We start from the raw sequence: 14,702 nt of genomic DNA, 5'->3' as shown, positions 1-14,702 counted from the left end.
GACGATGTGATCGCGATGGAGCCCGTTCCCGCATGGTGCCTGGTCAACGGCGAGTGGACGGAGCGCGAGGACCCGGTGATGGCAGCGTGCGACCCGCAGGGCGGCGACGTGTACGCCGCGATGGCCGCGCTCGGCTTCGAGCCGTGGTGCCGGATCGGCGACGAGGAGTTCGCCACGGGCCCGCTCACGCTGGCGGTCTACTCTCGCGAGAAGCCTCCGCTGCAGTTCCTGCTCCAGCTCGAGGGCAACGTCGGGAACGTCGTCGAGCACGTCTTCGCCGAGGCCCTGCCCGACGCCATGAACCTGCTGGCCTCCTGGGCGCCGGTGGCGCAGGCCGGCGCCCTCGTCGAGCTCGTCCGGCGGCTGGCCGTGGACGACGGCGAGGCGTCCCCCGTGCTGCGGCCTTCGGCCCCGCCCCGGCCGTTCACGACCGGGGCGACATCTTCGACGGCGATGGACCGCGTCGGCTCGTGAACTACGCGGACTGCGGGCCCTTGGGGACGCCGTCGTCGATCTCGGCGGGCGCGTTGATCGTGACGCGGTGCATCTTGCGGCGCTGGGTGTAGTCGGCGACCGCGTAGTGCTGGGTGGGCCGGTTGTCCCAGAACGCGAGCGTGCCGACCCGCCACTTGAGCCGGACCTGGAACTCCGGCGAGCGGACGGCGTCCTGCAGGAGCGGGAGCAGCGCCTCGTTCTCGCGGTCGTCGAGGCCGACCAGGCGGGTCGTCGAGCTGCGGTTGACGAACAGCGCCTTGCGCCCGGTCTCCGGGTGGACGCGCACGACCGGGTGCCGTACGGGCGGCCACTTGCGCTGCATCTCGGCCAGGTCCAGTTGGTGGCCCTTGTTGATGGCCTTGGTCACCGACATCGTGAGGTCGTGCTCGGCCTCGAGGTCGTCGCACAGCCGCTGGATCGACTTCGGCAGCGACTCGTAGGCGAGGTACATGTTGGCCCAGTTGGTGTCGCCGCCGACATCCGGCAGGATCACCGCGCGCAGCAGCGACCCCATCGGAGGCACCTTCATGAAGGTGTTGTCGCTGTGCCAGGAGTCTCCGCCCTCGCCCTTGGGGTCCTTCTGGTCGAGGATGTGGATCGCGCTCGTCGACGTCTTCATCGGCGGCTCGTTGAGCGTGCCGAACCGCTCGGCGAACGCCAGGTGCTGCTCGTCGGTGATCTCCTGATCGCGGAAGAACAGGACCAGGTACTCGAGCAGGCCCCGGCGGATCTCCGCGACCTCCTCGTCCGACGGTGGTTTGCGCAGGTCCAGCCCTGTCACCTCGGCGCCGATGTGCCGCGTTACGGGATGAAATTCGATCATGTCGGGAGCCTCCGTCGGTGAACCCCGCCGTACACAAGCAATCGCTAGGTTGCCACTTTTCCGCACGCCTGACCACCCCTGGGCGGGATGGGATGCCCGACGTCACGTCGGTGACAGGTGAGACGGCCGCGTGGGTCAGCGCCCGGGGGCGTCGTCCTCCAGGCGGGCGCGGGAGGTGAACTCCCCCGGCCAGAGCTTGTCGATCTCGGCGTTCAGGGCGGCGCCGATCAGGACGGCGAGCGCGGTGACGTACAGCCAGGCGAGCACGGCGATGGCCGCTCCCAGCGACCCGTACACCGACACCGCCGACGTGGAGCCGTCCAGGTAGAGCCGGAGGATCAGGCTGCCGAGCACCCAGATGGCCAGGGCGGTGACCCCGCCCGGCACCTCACGCCACCACGCCGTCCGCACCGGGACGCTGAGGTGGTAGAGCAGCGCCAGGAAGATGACCGCGACGATGACGAGGATCGGCCAGTAGAGAAGGCGCACGACCACGGCGCCGGACGGAATCCAGTGCAGCACCAGCGTCGGCCCGGCGACCAGGACGGGGATGATGATCAGGCCGACGCCGAGCCCGGCGAGGTAGAGGAAGAACGCGCGCAGGCGGGTCCGGATCACGCCGCGGACGCCCGACAGGCCGTGCGCGATGGTGATCGTGTCGACGTAGACGTTGAGAGCCCGGGATCCGGCCCACAGGGAGATCAGGAAGCTCAGTGAGACGATCCCGACCTTGCCGCCGCGCAGGACCTCGTCGAGGAGGGGCTCGACCACGGACTTCACGGTCTGGTCGGTGAGCACCGTCTCTGCGCGGTCCAGGACCCACTCACGGGTCTCGGCGATCGTCGCGGCGCCCAGGACGTTCCGGAAATGGCCGATCATGCCGATCAGCCCGAGGGCCAGGGGCGGCAGCGACAGCAGCGTGAAGAACGCCGCCTCCGCGGCCAGGCCGGTCACCCGGTAGCGGAACGCCGAGACGGTGGTGCCCCGGAGGATCTGCCAGAGGGCGGTGCGCATCCGGGAGACGGCGGACACCTCGGCAACGCCTGTCGGAGCGTCGGAGGCGGTGGTCACAACGATCTACCGTAGGGGCTTACGCACCCAGGATGGGTCATGACGCTCATCTCGCCGATCACCTTCGGCCGGCCGCCCCGGCCCCGAGGGGAAGCCGGGACCCCCGTCCCTGACGGGGAATCGAGGGCTCTTCGATCAGATGACCCGGTTCGAGCGACGGACGCATCGACAAGCTGTGACGATCATCACACATCAGGCGAACTGCCCTGGCCGCCGCCCGCTGCCGGGCGCTCCGGCGAACGCCTGCGCGACCTCCATCCATTCCTCGGCGACCGGGCCGGCGACCGTGAGGTCCACGTCGTCCCGGTGCCGTCGCTGCGTCACGACCAGGCAGAAGTCCAGCGCCGGCCCCTGGACGAGGTCGGCGGCCTCCTCCGGCCCCGCGGCCCAGCCGGCGCCGCTGGGGAGGGTGAGCTCCACGCGCACCGGCGTCTGCGGGACCGGCCTGCCGTGGACGGTGAAGCTCCACGGCAGCGTCCGCACGCCGATCTGGGCGATGTGGCGGAGCCGGTCGGTGGGCGTACGGCCGACGCCGACGGCGTCGGCCACGTCCTGTCCGTGCGCCCAGGTCTCCATCAGGCGGGCGGTGGTGAACGAGGCCGCGCCCATGTCAGGGCCGTACCAGGGGATCCGCGCCTTCGGCTCCAGGCCGGCCAGGACCTCGGCCATCCGGTCGCGGGCCGTCCGGAACCAGTCCAGGACCTCCTCGCCCGGCATGGAGCGCCGTTCGGCGACGATCCGGTCCGTGTCGAAGCCCTCGGCGATCAGCGTGCGGACCTCCTCGCGGAAGGCGTCGGGATCCGTCGCGGCGCGTACGGCCGCCTCGTCGAACCACGCCAGGTGGATGACCTGGTCGCGTACGGTCCAGCCCTCGGCGGGGGTGGGCAGGTCCCACGCCCCGGGCTCCAGGAGGCGCTCGAGGTCGCCCGTCTCCGCGCGCAGATCGGTGAGCAGTTCGTCCATTGCCACGGCCACGGGCCACAGCGTACAGAACCTCGTTCGGTCATCGCGGTGCGCGCGTGCGGGCGGGCACAATGGAGAGGTGGTCTGCCAAGCGTGTCGCGAGCGGCGGCACGATGAGTGCCGGGGCGGCACGTGGTGCGACTGCCAGCACCTGCCGCCCGAGGCCGCCCCTGACGAGGAGCGGTCCGCGTCCGGTGACGGCACCGAACCGGACGTCAACTGGCTGCGGCAGGGCTGAGATCAGGCCGCGCCGCGGCGGGAGATCGGCGTGCCCGGGCGGGCCGTCCCGCCCTGCGAGCACCAATGTGACGTTCGTCCGCATTTCGGACAAGGTTGGACAGTCATCGAACCACATGTCATCATCGGTGTATGGCTGCTGCGAATCCGTTGCTGGTTATGCGCCGGCACGTTGACTACCTCCGTGTGGGCAGCGCCATCTGTCGTTGACGCCTGATCACCGCCACTGCCTCATTGGCGCGCGGTATGCCGGTGTCACCCCCTTAGCTCAGCGTTGAGCCAGCAGTGCGACCTGCCGGCGTGCTTCGCGTCCACTCACCACGGAGGACGCGCACGATGCCACCCCGTCAGCAGCGGAAACGAGGCGAGGGCCAATGGGCCCTGGGCTATCGCGAACCGCTCAACAAGAACGAAGAGAACAAGAAGAACGACGATGGACTGAACGTCCGTCGTCGCATCATCGACATCTACGCCAAGGCCGGCTTCGACTCGATCGACCCCGCGGATCTGCGGGGCCGGTTCCGCTGGTACGGCCTGTACACGCAGCGCCGGCCCGGCATCGACGGCGGTAAGACGGCGGTCCTCGAGCCCGAAGAGCTCGACGACCGTTACTTCATGCTGCGCGTCCGGATCGACGGCGGCCAGCTGAACCTCGACCAGCTGCGCACGATCGCCGACGTCTCCTCGAAGTACGCCCGGGGCACGGCGGACATCACCGACCGGCAGAACATCCAGCTGCACTGGATCGAGATCGAGAGCGTCCCGGCCATCTGGGAGGCCCTGGAGTCGGTCGGGCTGGACACCACCGAGGCCTGCGGCGACACGCCACGGGTCATCCTCGGCTGCCCGCTCGCCGGGATCGACGCCGACGAGGTCATCGACGCGACGCCGCAGATCCACGACGTCCACGACCGGTACATCGGCCGCCCGGAGTTCTCCAACCTGCCGCGGAAGTTCAAGTCGGCGCTGTCCGGCTGCACGGCGCAGTGCACGATCCACGAGATCAACGACATCGCGTTCGTCGGCGTGGTGAACGACAAGGGCGAGGTCGGCTACGACATCTGGGCAGGCGGTGGCCTGTCCACCAACCCGATGTTCGCCAAGCGGCTCGGGGCGTTCGTCCGGCCGGAGCAGGTCCACGAGGTCTGGGCGGGCATCGCGGGCATCTTCCGCGACTACGGCTACCGCCGCCTCCGGCACCGCGCGCGGCTGAAGTTCCTGATGAACGACTGGGGCCCGGAGCGGTTCCGCGAGGTCCTGGAGAAGGAGTACCTCGGGTACGCCCTGGCGGACGGACCGGCGCCCGGAGGGCCCCGGAACGACCGCCGCGACCACGTCGGCATCCGCCGGCAGCGCGACGGCCTCTACTACGTCGGCTTCGCACCGAGGGTCGGCCGGGTCGACGGCGACCTGCTGCGTGTCATCGCGGACCTGGCCGAGGAGTACGGCTCCGGCCGGGTGCGCACGACGACCGAGCAGAAGATGGTCATCCTCGACGTCCCGGAGGACCGGACCGAGGCGCTGGCCGCCGAGTTGGAGGCGCACGACCTGCGGGTCCGCCCGTCGACGTTCCGCCGTCAGACGATGGCCTGCACCGGCATCGAGTTCTGCAAGCTCGCCATCGTCGAGACCAAGCAGCGCGGCATGGACCTGATCGACGAGCTGGAGCAGCGCCTGCCCGACTTCGACGAGCCGCTGACGATCAACATCAACGGCTGCCCGAACTCCTGCGCGCGCATCCAGACCGCCGACATCGGACTGAAGGGCCAGCTGGTCACCGACGCGAACGGCGACCAGGTCGAGGGCTTCCAGGTGCACCTGGGCGGCTCGATCGGCGGGGAGTTCGGCAAGAAGATCCGGGGACTGAAGACCACCGCCGAGGAGTTGCCCGACTACGTGGAGAGGGTGCTGCGCAGATTCCAGGAGGGCAGGCACGACGGCGAGTCCTTCGCCGCGTGGGTGCAGCGTGCGGAGGAAGGTGAGCTGAAGTGACCGAGAGAGCCGTTCCCTTCTACTGCCCCTACTGCGGAGACGAGGACCTCGAGCCGTACGAGAGCGACGGCGGCTGGCACTGCCGGGCGTGCACGCGCGCGTTCAAGCTCCGCTTCATCGGGCTCGGCGCGCTCAGCGCCACGGGCGCTCCCAGACGGGAGGGCTCGGCATGACACTCCTGTACGAGCGCGCCCCCGCGGCGCTCGACCTGACCGACATCGTCGAATCGGCCGCCGACGCACTGGAGGAGGCCTCCGCCGAGGAGATCATCCGGTGGGCGATCGCGACCTTCGGCGACCGGATCTGCGTCACGTCGTCCATGAAGGACGCCGTGCTGGTCGACATCGCCTCGAAGGTCCGCCCCGGCATCGACGTGCTGTTCGTCGACACCGGCTACCACTTCGCCGAGACGGTCGGCACGCGTGACGCCGTCGAGGCCGTCTACCCGGTCAACGTGGTCAACGTCACCCCCTCCCGGACCGTCGCCGAGCAGGAGCGCGACCTCGGGCCCCGGCTGTACGGCCGGAACCCGGACCTGTGCTGCCACCTGCGCAAGGTCGAGCCGCTGAACCGCGCGCTCGAGCCGTACCTCGCGTGGATCACGGGCATCCGGCGTGAGGAGACCTCGCACCGGCGCGGCTCGCGCGTGGTCGAGTGGAACGCCGCGCGCGGGAAGGTCAAGGTCAACCCCCTCGCCCGCTGGACCCAGGCCCAGCTCCACGACTACATCGAGGAGCACGGCATCCTGGTGAACCCGCTGCAGTACGACGGGTACCCCTCGATCGGCTGCGAGCCCTGCACCAAGCAGGTCGCGCCGGGCGAGGACCCGCGCAGCGGACGCTGGGCCGGCACCGGAAAGACCGAATGCGGCATCAACCTCTGAGCACGCGGACGATCCCGCTGGTCGTGGTGGCCCACGGCAGCCGGGATCCCCGTGCGGCGGCGACGATCGAGGAACTTCTCGATCTTGTTCGTCGTTCATCGGGGGTGCGGGTCGTGACCTCGTATCTCGACCACGCTCCCCCGGCCCCGGGGCAGGCGCTCGGTGGTCTCGTCGGAGAGGGGGCCGACGAGGCCGTCGTGCTCCCTCTGCTGCTCACCGCGGCGTACCACAGCAAGACCGACATCCCGGGGGCGCTCAGCGAGGTACACAGCGCCCACCCGCGGCTGACCCTGCACTACGGGGCGACGCTGGGCCCGCACCCGCTGATGACGCGGGCCCTGGAGCGGCGGCTCGCCGAGGTCGGCGTCCGCCCCGACCCGGGCACCGCTCTGGTGCTCGCCGCCGCCGGTTCCAGCGATCCGGCGGCGAACGCGACGATCGGCCGGATGGCGCGGGACTGGCGCGGCTGGCGCTCCGTCGTCCCCGCGTACGCCTCCGCGGCCCGTCCCACCCCTGCCGAAGCCGTACGCATGCTGTACGACGCGGGCGCGCCGCGAGTGGCGGTGGCGTCCTACTTCCTGGCCCCGGGCTACTTCGCGGACAAGGTCCGCGAGGAGTCCCTGGAGGCCGGGGCGGTGGCGGTCTCGCCCGTGCTGGGCGCCGCGCCCGAGGTGGCGGAGATCACCGTGCAGCGTTATCGCGAGATCCTGACGCGTGGCGATCGCGTCGCGGCAGCGGGCTGACACCTTCCCTCCGTGGCGCGCTGACACCTTCCCTCCGTGGCGCGCTGACACCTTCCCTCCGTGGCGCTCCGGCGCGCCTCCTACCGGGCGGCGGTCACCTGCCGTGACGGGCCGCGGAATACCCTGCGCCGTAAGGCTGTTCGGATATGTGGCGACGCTGATCGCCCTTTGCGGCCACTCATGATTGTTCTGGCCGGAAAGGTAAAAGTCGATCAAACGGCTGCCGGATTGATCTTTATAGCGATCTTTGTGGCACCCATCACGTGACTTATGTCCGACGGTGGTATTTGGCACGTCGCTATTTGTCTGATATGTTCCTCTCAGTCCGGCGACGCCCCCCACGCGCCGCCCGACATCCGCCGGCACGGCCGGCCCACCAGCGCAGACAGCGCGGCGCGAAGACGCGTGCGAGGGCCTCCGTACAGAGCCGAGACGGTTCATATCCCAAAACGCGCCACTCCCGTGGACTACCCGTTGATCCATTTTGGAGCGGGAGCGGCAACGTCGAGTCCGTGAAGATCACGGAGCCGGGGACCCATCAGAAGTCCCGGGGTGAATCGGCACATCCCCTGTGCCGTAGGGCCGACTTCCACGCCCGAACCCGTCAGCTAACCCGGTAGGCGTACTGGAAGTAAGGAGCAGAACCTTGTCCGCGAGTCCGCCCTGATCTGAATACCGGCCGTCACCGCTACCCCTAGCCCGGCGACGGCAGACGTGTCTCTTTGTTCGAGCCGCCCGCATGAGCGGGCGACCCGCTGAATCCGCACCTCGCGGAACCGGGGACCCACCGCATCACTGGGGTGAATCGGCACATCGTGCCGTAGGGCAGCTTCCACGCCCGAACCCGTCAGCTAACCCGGTAAGCGGCATGGAAGCCGAAGGAGTACCCCCCTGTGTCCCCTCGACACGCCAAACCCCGCTTCACCCTGAACCGCAAGACCCTCGCCGGCGTCATCGCCGGCACCGCCACCGCCGGCGCGGCCGCGATCACCGTGGCCTCCGCAGGGCCGGCTCTCTCCGCGCAGATCCCCGGTGCGACCCACCAGGCGGCGCACCATGTCGCGCAGATACCGAATCCCGGTATGGGTAGGGCGATCCAGACCAACGCCCTGCGCGACGACCCGCGCGTCAAGACGCGCGCCCTCGCCGCGCCGCAGAAGCAGGTGCAGAAGAGGCTGCCCTCGGCCACGGACGTGCTGAAGCTCGCCGTCTCCCAGGTCGGCACCACCGAGAACGCGGCCGGCGGCAGCAAGTTCAACCAGTGGTTCATGGGCACCCCGTACGCCGCGCGCGGCGTGGCGGAGAACGGCGGGTCCGTCGGCGACTACGCCAACGCCTCGTGGTGCGACATGTTCGTCTCCTGGGTCGGCGACCAGCTGGGCGTCAAGGGAATGGGCGCTGACGCGTTCACCCCGGCCCACGCCAAGTGGTTCATCTCGCAGGGCCGCTGGGGCAACGCGCCCAAGCCCGGGGCCGTCGTCTTCTTCTCCTGGAACGGCGGCGGTGTCGACGGCATCGACCACGTCGGCCTGGTCATCAAGGACAACCACGACGGCACCATCCAGACCGTCGAGGGCAACACGGACGACGCCGTGAAGATCCGGACCCGGAGCACCTCCTCTGTCGTGGGCTACGGCTACCCGGAGTACGCCCAGTAATCGCCCGGGCCGGCGCGTGCCGCGTCGCCGCCGAGCGATGCGGCGCGCGCCGACCTCCCCTTCCCGGGCGGTCCTTCGAATCCCCCTGGCATCGCCCCTGGGATCCCCCCATCCCTCATGCCCCCGTTCCCCCATGCCCCCGAAAGGAATTTCCATGATCAGGTTCTCGACGAAGGCCATCGCCACCGCGGCCGCCGGCGTCACCCTGGCCGGCGCCGGCGTGACCACCGCCCTCGCTTACGGAAACACCCCGGAGTCGGCATCCTCGGCGCAGAGCGCCCCCGCGGCGTCCGCCCCGCAGGCGCCCGAGCAGACCGAGAAACGCGTCGCCACGGCGAACCAGGACCGGCTGTTCGTGAGCATCAAGAAGGACCTCAAGAAGGAGAAGAAGGCGGCCCTGCCCGGCGGCGTCTCGACCGCGACGTCCTTCTGGGACCCGTCGACGGCCTCCGGCAAGCCGATGTCGTACCAGACGCTCGCCAGCCCGTACTGGCCGCTCGGCACCAAGGTGAAGGTCACCTACAACGGTAAGAGCGAGATCGGCATCGTGGAGGACTTCGGCCCGGCCGAGTGGGCCGTCGCGCAGCACAACCCGCCGGCGCTCATCGACCTGTCGGAGAAGATGATGCAGCACCTCACCGGCACCGCGTCGAACTCGATCACGGTCAAGTTCCAGGTCCTCGAACTGGGCAAGGGCGGCGTGTACCGCCACTCTGGCACCGGCTACGCCACGGCCACCGGCAAGGCGTAACCGCCCCCTCGACACCGGCAGGGCGTCACCCGCTCCCCCCCTCGCCTGCCGGTCCGGACGGCGCGGGATCCCCTCATTTGAGGAGATCCCGCGCCGTTCTGCCGTTCCCGACGGCTTGCTGTTCCCGGCGGCTCACCGTTCCCAGCTCACCGTTCCCGGCTTGTCCTTCCCCGGCGGCTTGTCCTTCCCGAGGGCTTGTCCTTCCCGACGGCCGCCCTTGCCCGGAAGGAATGAACTGCGGTTCAATTCTTGCGTGCCCTACCGCCGTACGCCCCGTGTCGAGGCCCGGCTCAGCGCCTCCCGGGACCGCATCCGCGCCGCCGCGCTGGCGGTCGTCGCCGAGCGCGGCTACGCCGGCTGCTCGATCGCGGCCGTCGCCCGGCGAGCGGGCGTCGCGACCGGCAGTGTCTACCGCCACTTCCCGGCAAAGGCCGACCTGGTCGCGGAGGTCTTCCGGGTGGCCTCCCAGCGCGAGGTCGACGCGTTCGCGCGCGCCGCGTCGCTGGAGAGCTCGGCGGCGGAGGGGATCGCGGCGGTGATCGAGACGTTCGCGGGCCGGGCCCTGCGGGCCCCGCGGATGGCGTACGCGCTCCTCGCCGAGCCGGTGGATCCCGCCGTCGACGCCGAGCGCCTGGTCTTCCGCCGGGCGTACGCCGCCGTCCTCGCCGGGCTCATCGGCCGTGGCATCGCCGCCGGTGAGCTCCCCGAGCAGGACGTCGAGGTCAGCGCCGCGGCGCTCGTCGGAGCCATCGGCGAGGCCCTCGTCGGCCCCCTCGCGATCGGTGCCGGCCGTTCCGCCGAGCCGCACGCCGCCGACGACGCGGACGTACGGGTGCATGCCGCCGGCCACGCGAGCGCACCGGAAGATGCCGCGGACAGCACGAACGCACCGGCACATGCCGCCGACGACGCAAACGTACCGGCGCATGCCGCCGATGGCGCGGACGCGCGAACACATGCCGCCGGCCACGCGGACGCGCAGGCCGGCTTGATAGCGCATCTCATCACCTTCGCCCAGCGCAGCATCGGAGCGGTCGATGACGACACATGAGGTCTTCAACCAGGTCCCCCCGCTCGTCGGTCATGACGTGGCCGACGACCCCGCCCTCCTGGACGGGCTCTTCCGCGAAGGCGGCGGCTGGGCGGCCGAGGCCGTCCACGAGCTCGGCCGGCTGGCGGGCACCGAGCAGGCGCGCGAGTGGGGCCGCCTCGCCAACGAGCACCCGCCGGTGCTGCGCACCCACGACCGGTACGGCCATCGCGTCGACGAGGTCGAGTTCCACCCCGCCTGGCACGAGCTCATGCGCGTCGCGGTGGGCCACGGCCTGCACGCCCGGGCGTGGACCGAACGATCCGGGGCGCACGTCGCCCGCGCCGCGAAGTTCCACGTCTGGCGGGTGGACGCCGGACACGGCTGTCCCATCTCGATGACCTATGCCGCCGTACCGGCGCTGCGCCACGCGCCCGAGCTGGCCCGGCAGTACGAACCGCTGCTGACGTCCGGCACGTACGACTTCGGCCTGCGGCCGCCGGCGGAGAAGCAGGGCATCCTCGCCGGCATGTCGATGACGGAGAAGCAGGGCGGCTCCGACGTCCGGGCCAACACGACGCGGGCCGTGCCCCGGCCCGACGGCACCTACCTGCTGACCGGCCACAAGTGGTTCACCAGCGCGCCGATGTGCGACGTGTTCCTCGTCCTCGCCCAGGCGCCGGAGGGCCTCACCTGCTTCCTGCTGCCCCGGGTGCTGCCCGACGGCACGCGCAACGCCCTCCGCCTGCAGCGACTCAAGGACAAACTGGGCAACCGGTCGAACGCGTCCGCCGAGGTGGAGTACGAGGACGCGGTCGCCTGGCGCGTCGGCGACGAGGGTCGCGGCGTCCGCACGATCATCGAGATGGTCAACATGACCCGGCTCGACTGCGTCATCAGCGCGGCCGCCGGAATGCGCGAAGGCCTCGTCCAGGCGACCCACCACGCCGCGCACCGCCAGGTGTTCGGCCGGTACCTCATCGACCAGCCGCTGATGCGCAACGTCCTCGCGGACCTGGCGGTCGAGTCGGAGGCCGCGACCGTGCTCATGCTCCGCCTGGCCGGGGCCACCGACCGCGGCGAGACCGCGTTCAAGCGGCTCGCCCTCGCCGTCGGCAAGTACTGGGTCTGCAAGCGGTGGCCCGCCCACGCCGCGGAGGCGCTGGAATGCCTCGGCGGCAACGGCTACGTCGAGGACTCCGGCATGCCGCGGCTGTTCCGCGAGTCGCCGCTCAACTCGATCTGGGAGGGTTCCGGGAACGTCGCGGCCCTCGACGTACTGCGGGCGATGGTGAAGGAGCCGGAGACGGTGGAGGCGTTCTTCACCGAGGTCGGCCTTGCCGCCGGTGCCGACGCGCGTCTGGACGCCGCCGTCGCCGAGGTCAAGGACTCGCTCACCGACGTCGCGACGCTCGAGCTGCGCGCCCGGCGAATCGTCGAGCGCCTCGCCCTGGTGCTGCAGGGCTCCCTGCTGGTCCGGCACGGGCACCCGGCGGTCGCCGACGTCTTCTGCGCCTCCCGCCTCAGCGGCGACTGGGGCCGCGCCTTCGGCACCCTCCCTCCGGGCGCTGACTTCGCCGCCATCGTCGAACGGGCCCGCCCCAAGATCGGCTAGCGCTCAACCCGGCGTCTCGGCGTCGCCCGCCGCAGGGCCGTCGGCGGACCCGTCGGGGGTCCAGCCGGCGGTCCAGCGCAGGGCGCCCAGCAGATGCTCGCGGAAGTCCGGCTCGGCGAAGGCCTCCGCGGCGTGGCCGAGCGCGGTGTAGAAGGTGCGGCCGGCGCCGTACTCACGGCACCAGACGAGCGGGTGATGTGGTCCCATGCGGCCGCCGCGGTAGCTGTGCTCGTCGACCGTCGCCAGCACCCGGACCTGTGCGGGACCGTCGCGGAAGTCGTACCACTCATCGGTCCGGTGCCAGCGTTCCGGCAGGTGGGCTGTTGCCGGATGAATCCGGTCGAGCACTTTTACCAGGCCCGGCTGCATCTCCGGATGCCCGTTGAAGCGGGCGCCGAGGAGCGCGCCGTATTCGGGCCAGTCGTACTCGGTGCAGGCGGCCGAATGGACTCCCAGGAATCCTCCGCCCTCGGCGACGTATCTCCGCAGCGCCTGCCGTCCCGCCGGTTCCAGGACGTCTCCGCTCGTGGAAAGGAAGACGACCGCGTCCCAGGCGGACGGCTGCTCCGTGGTGAACGCCGCGGGGTCCTCGGTGGCGTGCACGGAGAAGCGGTGTCGCGCGCCCAGCTCACGGAAGGCCGCGACGCCCGCGGAAATGGAGTCGTGCCGGTAGGCCGTCGTCCGGGTGTAGACGAGGATGCTTCGGCCGGCCATAAGTACTCCACAGATAGAAAACGTTTTCTACGCCATGGTACGACGTAGGGATGCCCGTGTCGACATGCGATCCCGGCACGGGTCCGGTCTCGGCCATGGCCGTGCGCAACCCGAACCGAACTCCGATGACCTGACAGGTGAGCGGGGCCGATGAAGCGGCAACCCAGCGGACACATCCCGGCAACAAACCGGCCCGCCCCTCTTGCCTGATCGGTGGCTGGTCCCTACATTCGACAGCAATCGTTTTCTATATCCCGCCCACAGCCCCCGCTATCAGGCGAGCCGTGACCACCCTCTCGTCAGCCGCCGGCGTCCACGCGCTCAGAGCCAAGGAACCGAACATGCCCCAGCCATGTCGGCCGTCCCGAACCCGCAAGCTCCCTCCCCGTGAACTCTTGATCCAAGGAGCAGCCCGATGAACCCGACCAGGAGGCGTCTTCCCGTGGCCGTGGCGGCCTTCGCCGTCGGCGGCCTGCTCACGGCCTGCGGCACGTCCGGTTCGAAGGCGTCCGGCCCGGCCACCTTGACCTACTGGGGGTGGGACCAGGGCCAGGCGGCCGCCGTGAAGTCCTTCAACGCAAGTCACAAGGACGTACAGATCAAGTACACGAAGATCACGGACGCCACGGCGCCGCAGCAGCTGACCAACGCGTTCAAGGCGGGCAACGCGCCCTGCCTGATGCAGAGCACCGCCGAGTACGTCACGACCTACGTCTCGCAGGGCATGCTGGCCGACATCAGCAAGTGGATCGCCCCGCACAAGGCGCAGTTCAACGCGGGCGCCTACGCCGGGACCCTCGTCCAGGACAAGGTGTACGGCGTCGCCACCAGTTCCTCGCCCGCCTTCACCATCTACCGCACCGACGTCTTCAAGAAGTACGGACTCAAGCCGCCGGCCACCTGGGACGACGTGATCGCCGCCGGCAAGACGCTGAAGGCCCACGGCATCAAGATCACCAACTACGCCGGTGAGGACCCCAGCACCCTGGAGACCCTCGCGATGCAGGCGGGTGCGCACTGGTACGGCATCGACGGCGACAAGTGGAAGGTGAACTTCCAGGACCCCGCCACCCTCAAGGCGGCCGCGGTGATCCAGCAGATCATCGACGACAACCTCAACTCCAGCCTGTCCTTCTCCGACTACGCCGCCGTCCAGCGCAACTACGACACCGGCGGAACGGTCACCCGCCAGATCTCCACCTGGCAGATGGCCGGCATGGTGAAGAACTTCACCAAGTCCCTGGGACAGTGGGCGCTCGCGCCCTGGCCCACCTTCAACGGCGAAGCACCCCGTACCCCGGCCGGTACGAACAAGAGCGGTGGCCTGAACGTCGTCACCTCACAGTGCAAGGACCGCGCGCAGGCCGCGCAGGCGGCGCTGTGGCTGTCGACCGACCCCGGAGCGGTCAAGATCATGGCCGACCCGGCCACGGGTGACGGCCTCATGCCCGCGGTGGCCGACGCCTCCCCCTTCATCGACAACGCGCTCCCCAAGACGTTGCTGGGCGACAGCTACGACGCCTCGAAGAAGGTGGTCACCGACAGCTTCCCCCTCGTCGCCACGGACTGGACGTTCGGCCCGGACTGGACCGCCATGTACACCGAGATGGCCACCGGCTGGGCGAAGGTGATGACCAAACAGCAGAAGGTCACCGATCTGCTGGCCCACATGCAGCAGTGGACGGTGAACGACCTGAAGTCCCGCGGTATCAGCGTCGAGGGCTGAG

General features: G+C 70.1%; 15 protein-coding genes and 2 riboswitches. Of the genes, 11 read left to right on the top strand and 4 right to left on the bottom strand.

What is annotated here, in order from left to right; genetic code table 11:
* The first annotated feature begins 6 nt into the window (after positions 1 to 6).
* Complete coding sequence (locus ABEA24_RS23740; protein WP_345433202.1) at positions 7 to 474, top strand: hypothetical protein; 468 nt, start codon at positions 7 to 9, stop codon at positions 472 to 474.
* Between the two features lies 1 nt (position 475).
* Here the strand turns inward: ABEA24_RS23740 and ABEA24_RS23735 are convergent, their stop codons facing one another.
* The 3 genes from ABEA24_RS23735 to ABEA24_RS23725 form a co-directional block, all read right to left on the bottom strand.
* Entirely contained in the window at positions 476 to 1,318 is an 843-nt protein-coding gene (locus ABEA24_RS23735) for a TauD/TfdA dioxygenase family protein (RefSeq protein WP_345433201.1), read from the bottom strand.
* A gap of 135 nt (positions 1,319 to 1,453) precedes the next feature.
* Positions 1,454 to 2,389 carry a YihY/virulence factor BrkB family protein gene (locus ABEA24_RS23730; RefSeq protein WP_345433200.1) on the bottom strand — a complete coding sequence of 312 codons (936 nt, stop codon included), beginning with the start codon at positions 2,387 to 2,389 and terminating at the stop codon, positions 1,454 to 1,456.
* Positions 2,390 to 2,581: 192 nt separating this feature from the next.
* On the bottom strand, positions 2,582 to 3,364 hold the full coding sequence (locus ABEA24_RS23725; RefSeq protein ID WP_345433199.1) for a TIGR03084 family metal-binding protein: 783 nt from the start codon (positions 3,362 to 3,364) through the stop codon (positions 2,582 to 2,584).
* Positions 3,365 to 3,431: 67 nt separating this feature from the next.
* On the opposite strand from ABEA24_RS23725, the gene ABEA24_RS23720 reads away from it, so the two are divergent.
* From ABEA24_RS23720 to ABEA24_RS23680, 9 genes are all read left to right on the top strand, one after another.
* A complete protein-coding gene (locus ABEA24_RS23720) occupies positions 3,432 to 3,590 on the top strand; it encodes a hypothetical protein (RefSeq protein WP_345433198.1) in 159 nt (52 codons plus the stop codon).
* Positions 3,591 to 3,925: 335 nt separating this feature from the next.
* Positions 3,926 to 5,581, top strand: a complete 1,656-nt coding sequence (locus ABEA24_RS23715; protein ID WP_345433197.1) for a nitrite/sulfite reductase — start codon at positions 3,926 to 3,928, stop codon at positions 5,579 to 5,581.
* Positions 5,578 to 5,754: a PDDEXK family nuclease gene (locus ABEA24_RS23710; protein WP_345433196.1), complete on the top strand. Its 177-nt coding sequence runs from the start codon at positions 5,578 to 5,580 to the stop codon at positions 5,752 to 5,754. Before ABEA24_RS23715 ends, ABEA24_RS23710 begins: the two co-directional genes overlap by 4 nt.
* Positions 5,751 to 6,464 carry a phosphoadenylyl-sulfate reductase gene (locus tag ABEA24_RS23705; protein ID WP_345433195.1) on the top strand — a complete coding sequence of 238 codons (714 nt, stop codon included), beginning with the start codon at positions 5,751 to 5,753 and terminating at the stop codon, positions 6,462 to 6,464. Before ABEA24_RS23710 ends, ABEA24_RS23705 begins: the two co-directional genes overlap by 4 nt.
* Entirely contained in the window at positions 6,446 to 7,207 is a 762-nt protein-coding gene (locus ABEA24_RS23700; protein ID WP_345433194.1) for a sirohydrochlorin chelatase, read from the top strand. Before ABEA24_RS23705 ends, ABEA24_RS23700 begins: the two co-directional genes overlap by 19 nt.
* A gap of 492 nt (positions 7,208 to 7,699) precedes the next feature.
* Positions 7,700 to 7,844, top strand: a riboswitch (cyclic di-AMP (ydaO/yuaA leader).
* A 106-nt stretch (positions 7,845 to 7,950) separates the two neighbouring features.
* A riboswitch (cyclic di-AMP (ydaO/yuaA leader) is annotated at positions 7,951 to 8,087 on the top strand.
* A 13-nt stretch (positions 8,088 to 8,100) separates the two neighbouring features.
* Positions 8,101 to 8,865 carry a CHAP domain-containing protein gene (locus ABEA24_RS23695; protein ID WP_345433193.1) on the top strand — a complete coding sequence of 255 codons (765 nt, stop codon included), beginning with the start codon at positions 8,101 to 8,103 and terminating at the stop codon, positions 8,863 to 8,865.
* A 154-nt stretch (positions 8,866 to 9,019) separates the two neighbouring features.
* A complete protein-coding gene (locus tag ABEA24_RS23690; RefSeq protein ID WP_345433192.1) occupies positions 9,020 to 9,616 on the top strand; it encodes an RlpA-like double-psi beta-barrel domain-containing protein in 597 nt (198 codons plus the stop codon).
* 253 nt (positions 9,617 to 9,869) lie between these two features.
* Positions 9,870 to 10,667, top strand: a complete 798-nt coding sequence (locus ABEA24_RS23685) for a TetR/AcrR family transcriptional regulator (RefSeq protein WP_345433191.1) — start codon at positions 9,870 to 9,872, stop codon at positions 10,665 to 10,667.
* Positions 10,654 to 12,261, top strand: coding sequence for an acyl-CoA dehydrogenase family protein (locus tag ABEA24_RS23680; protein ID WP_345433190.1), 1,608 nt, complete (start codon positions 10,654 to 10,656; stop codon positions 12,259 to 12,261). Before ABEA24_RS23685 ends, ABEA24_RS23680 begins: the two co-directional genes overlap by 14 nt.
* A 3-nt stretch (positions 12,262 to 12,264) precedes the next feature.
* Here the strand turns inward: ABEA24_RS23680 and ABEA24_RS23675 are convergent, their stop codons facing one another.
* Complete coding sequence (locus ABEA24_RS23675) at positions 12,265 to 12,975, bottom strand: ThuA domain-containing protein (protein ID WP_345433189.1); 711 nt, start codon at positions 12,973 to 12,975, stop codon at positions 12,265 to 12,267.
* Positions 12,976 to 13,390: 415 nt separating this feature from the next.
* On the opposite strand from ABEA24_RS23675, the gene ABEA24_RS23670 reads away from it, so the two are divergent.
* Positions 13,391 to 14,701 (top strand): ABC transporter substrate-binding protein, encoded by a 1,311-nt coding sequence (locus ABEA24_RS23670; RefSeq protein WP_345433188.1) that lies wholly within the window; start codon positions 13,391 to 13,393, stop codon positions 14,699 to 14,701.
* Position 14,702 lies beyond the last annotated feature (1 nt).

Origin of the sequence: Actinoallomurus vinaceus (assembly GCF_039542055.1) — a bacterium.
Lineage (GTDB): Bacteria > Actinomycetota > Actinomycetes > Streptosporangiales > Streptosporangiaceae > Actinoallomurus > Actinoallomurus vinaceus.
Note: the sequence above shows the minus strand (reverse complement) of the source record. Positions and strands in the feature narration are given on the sequence as shown.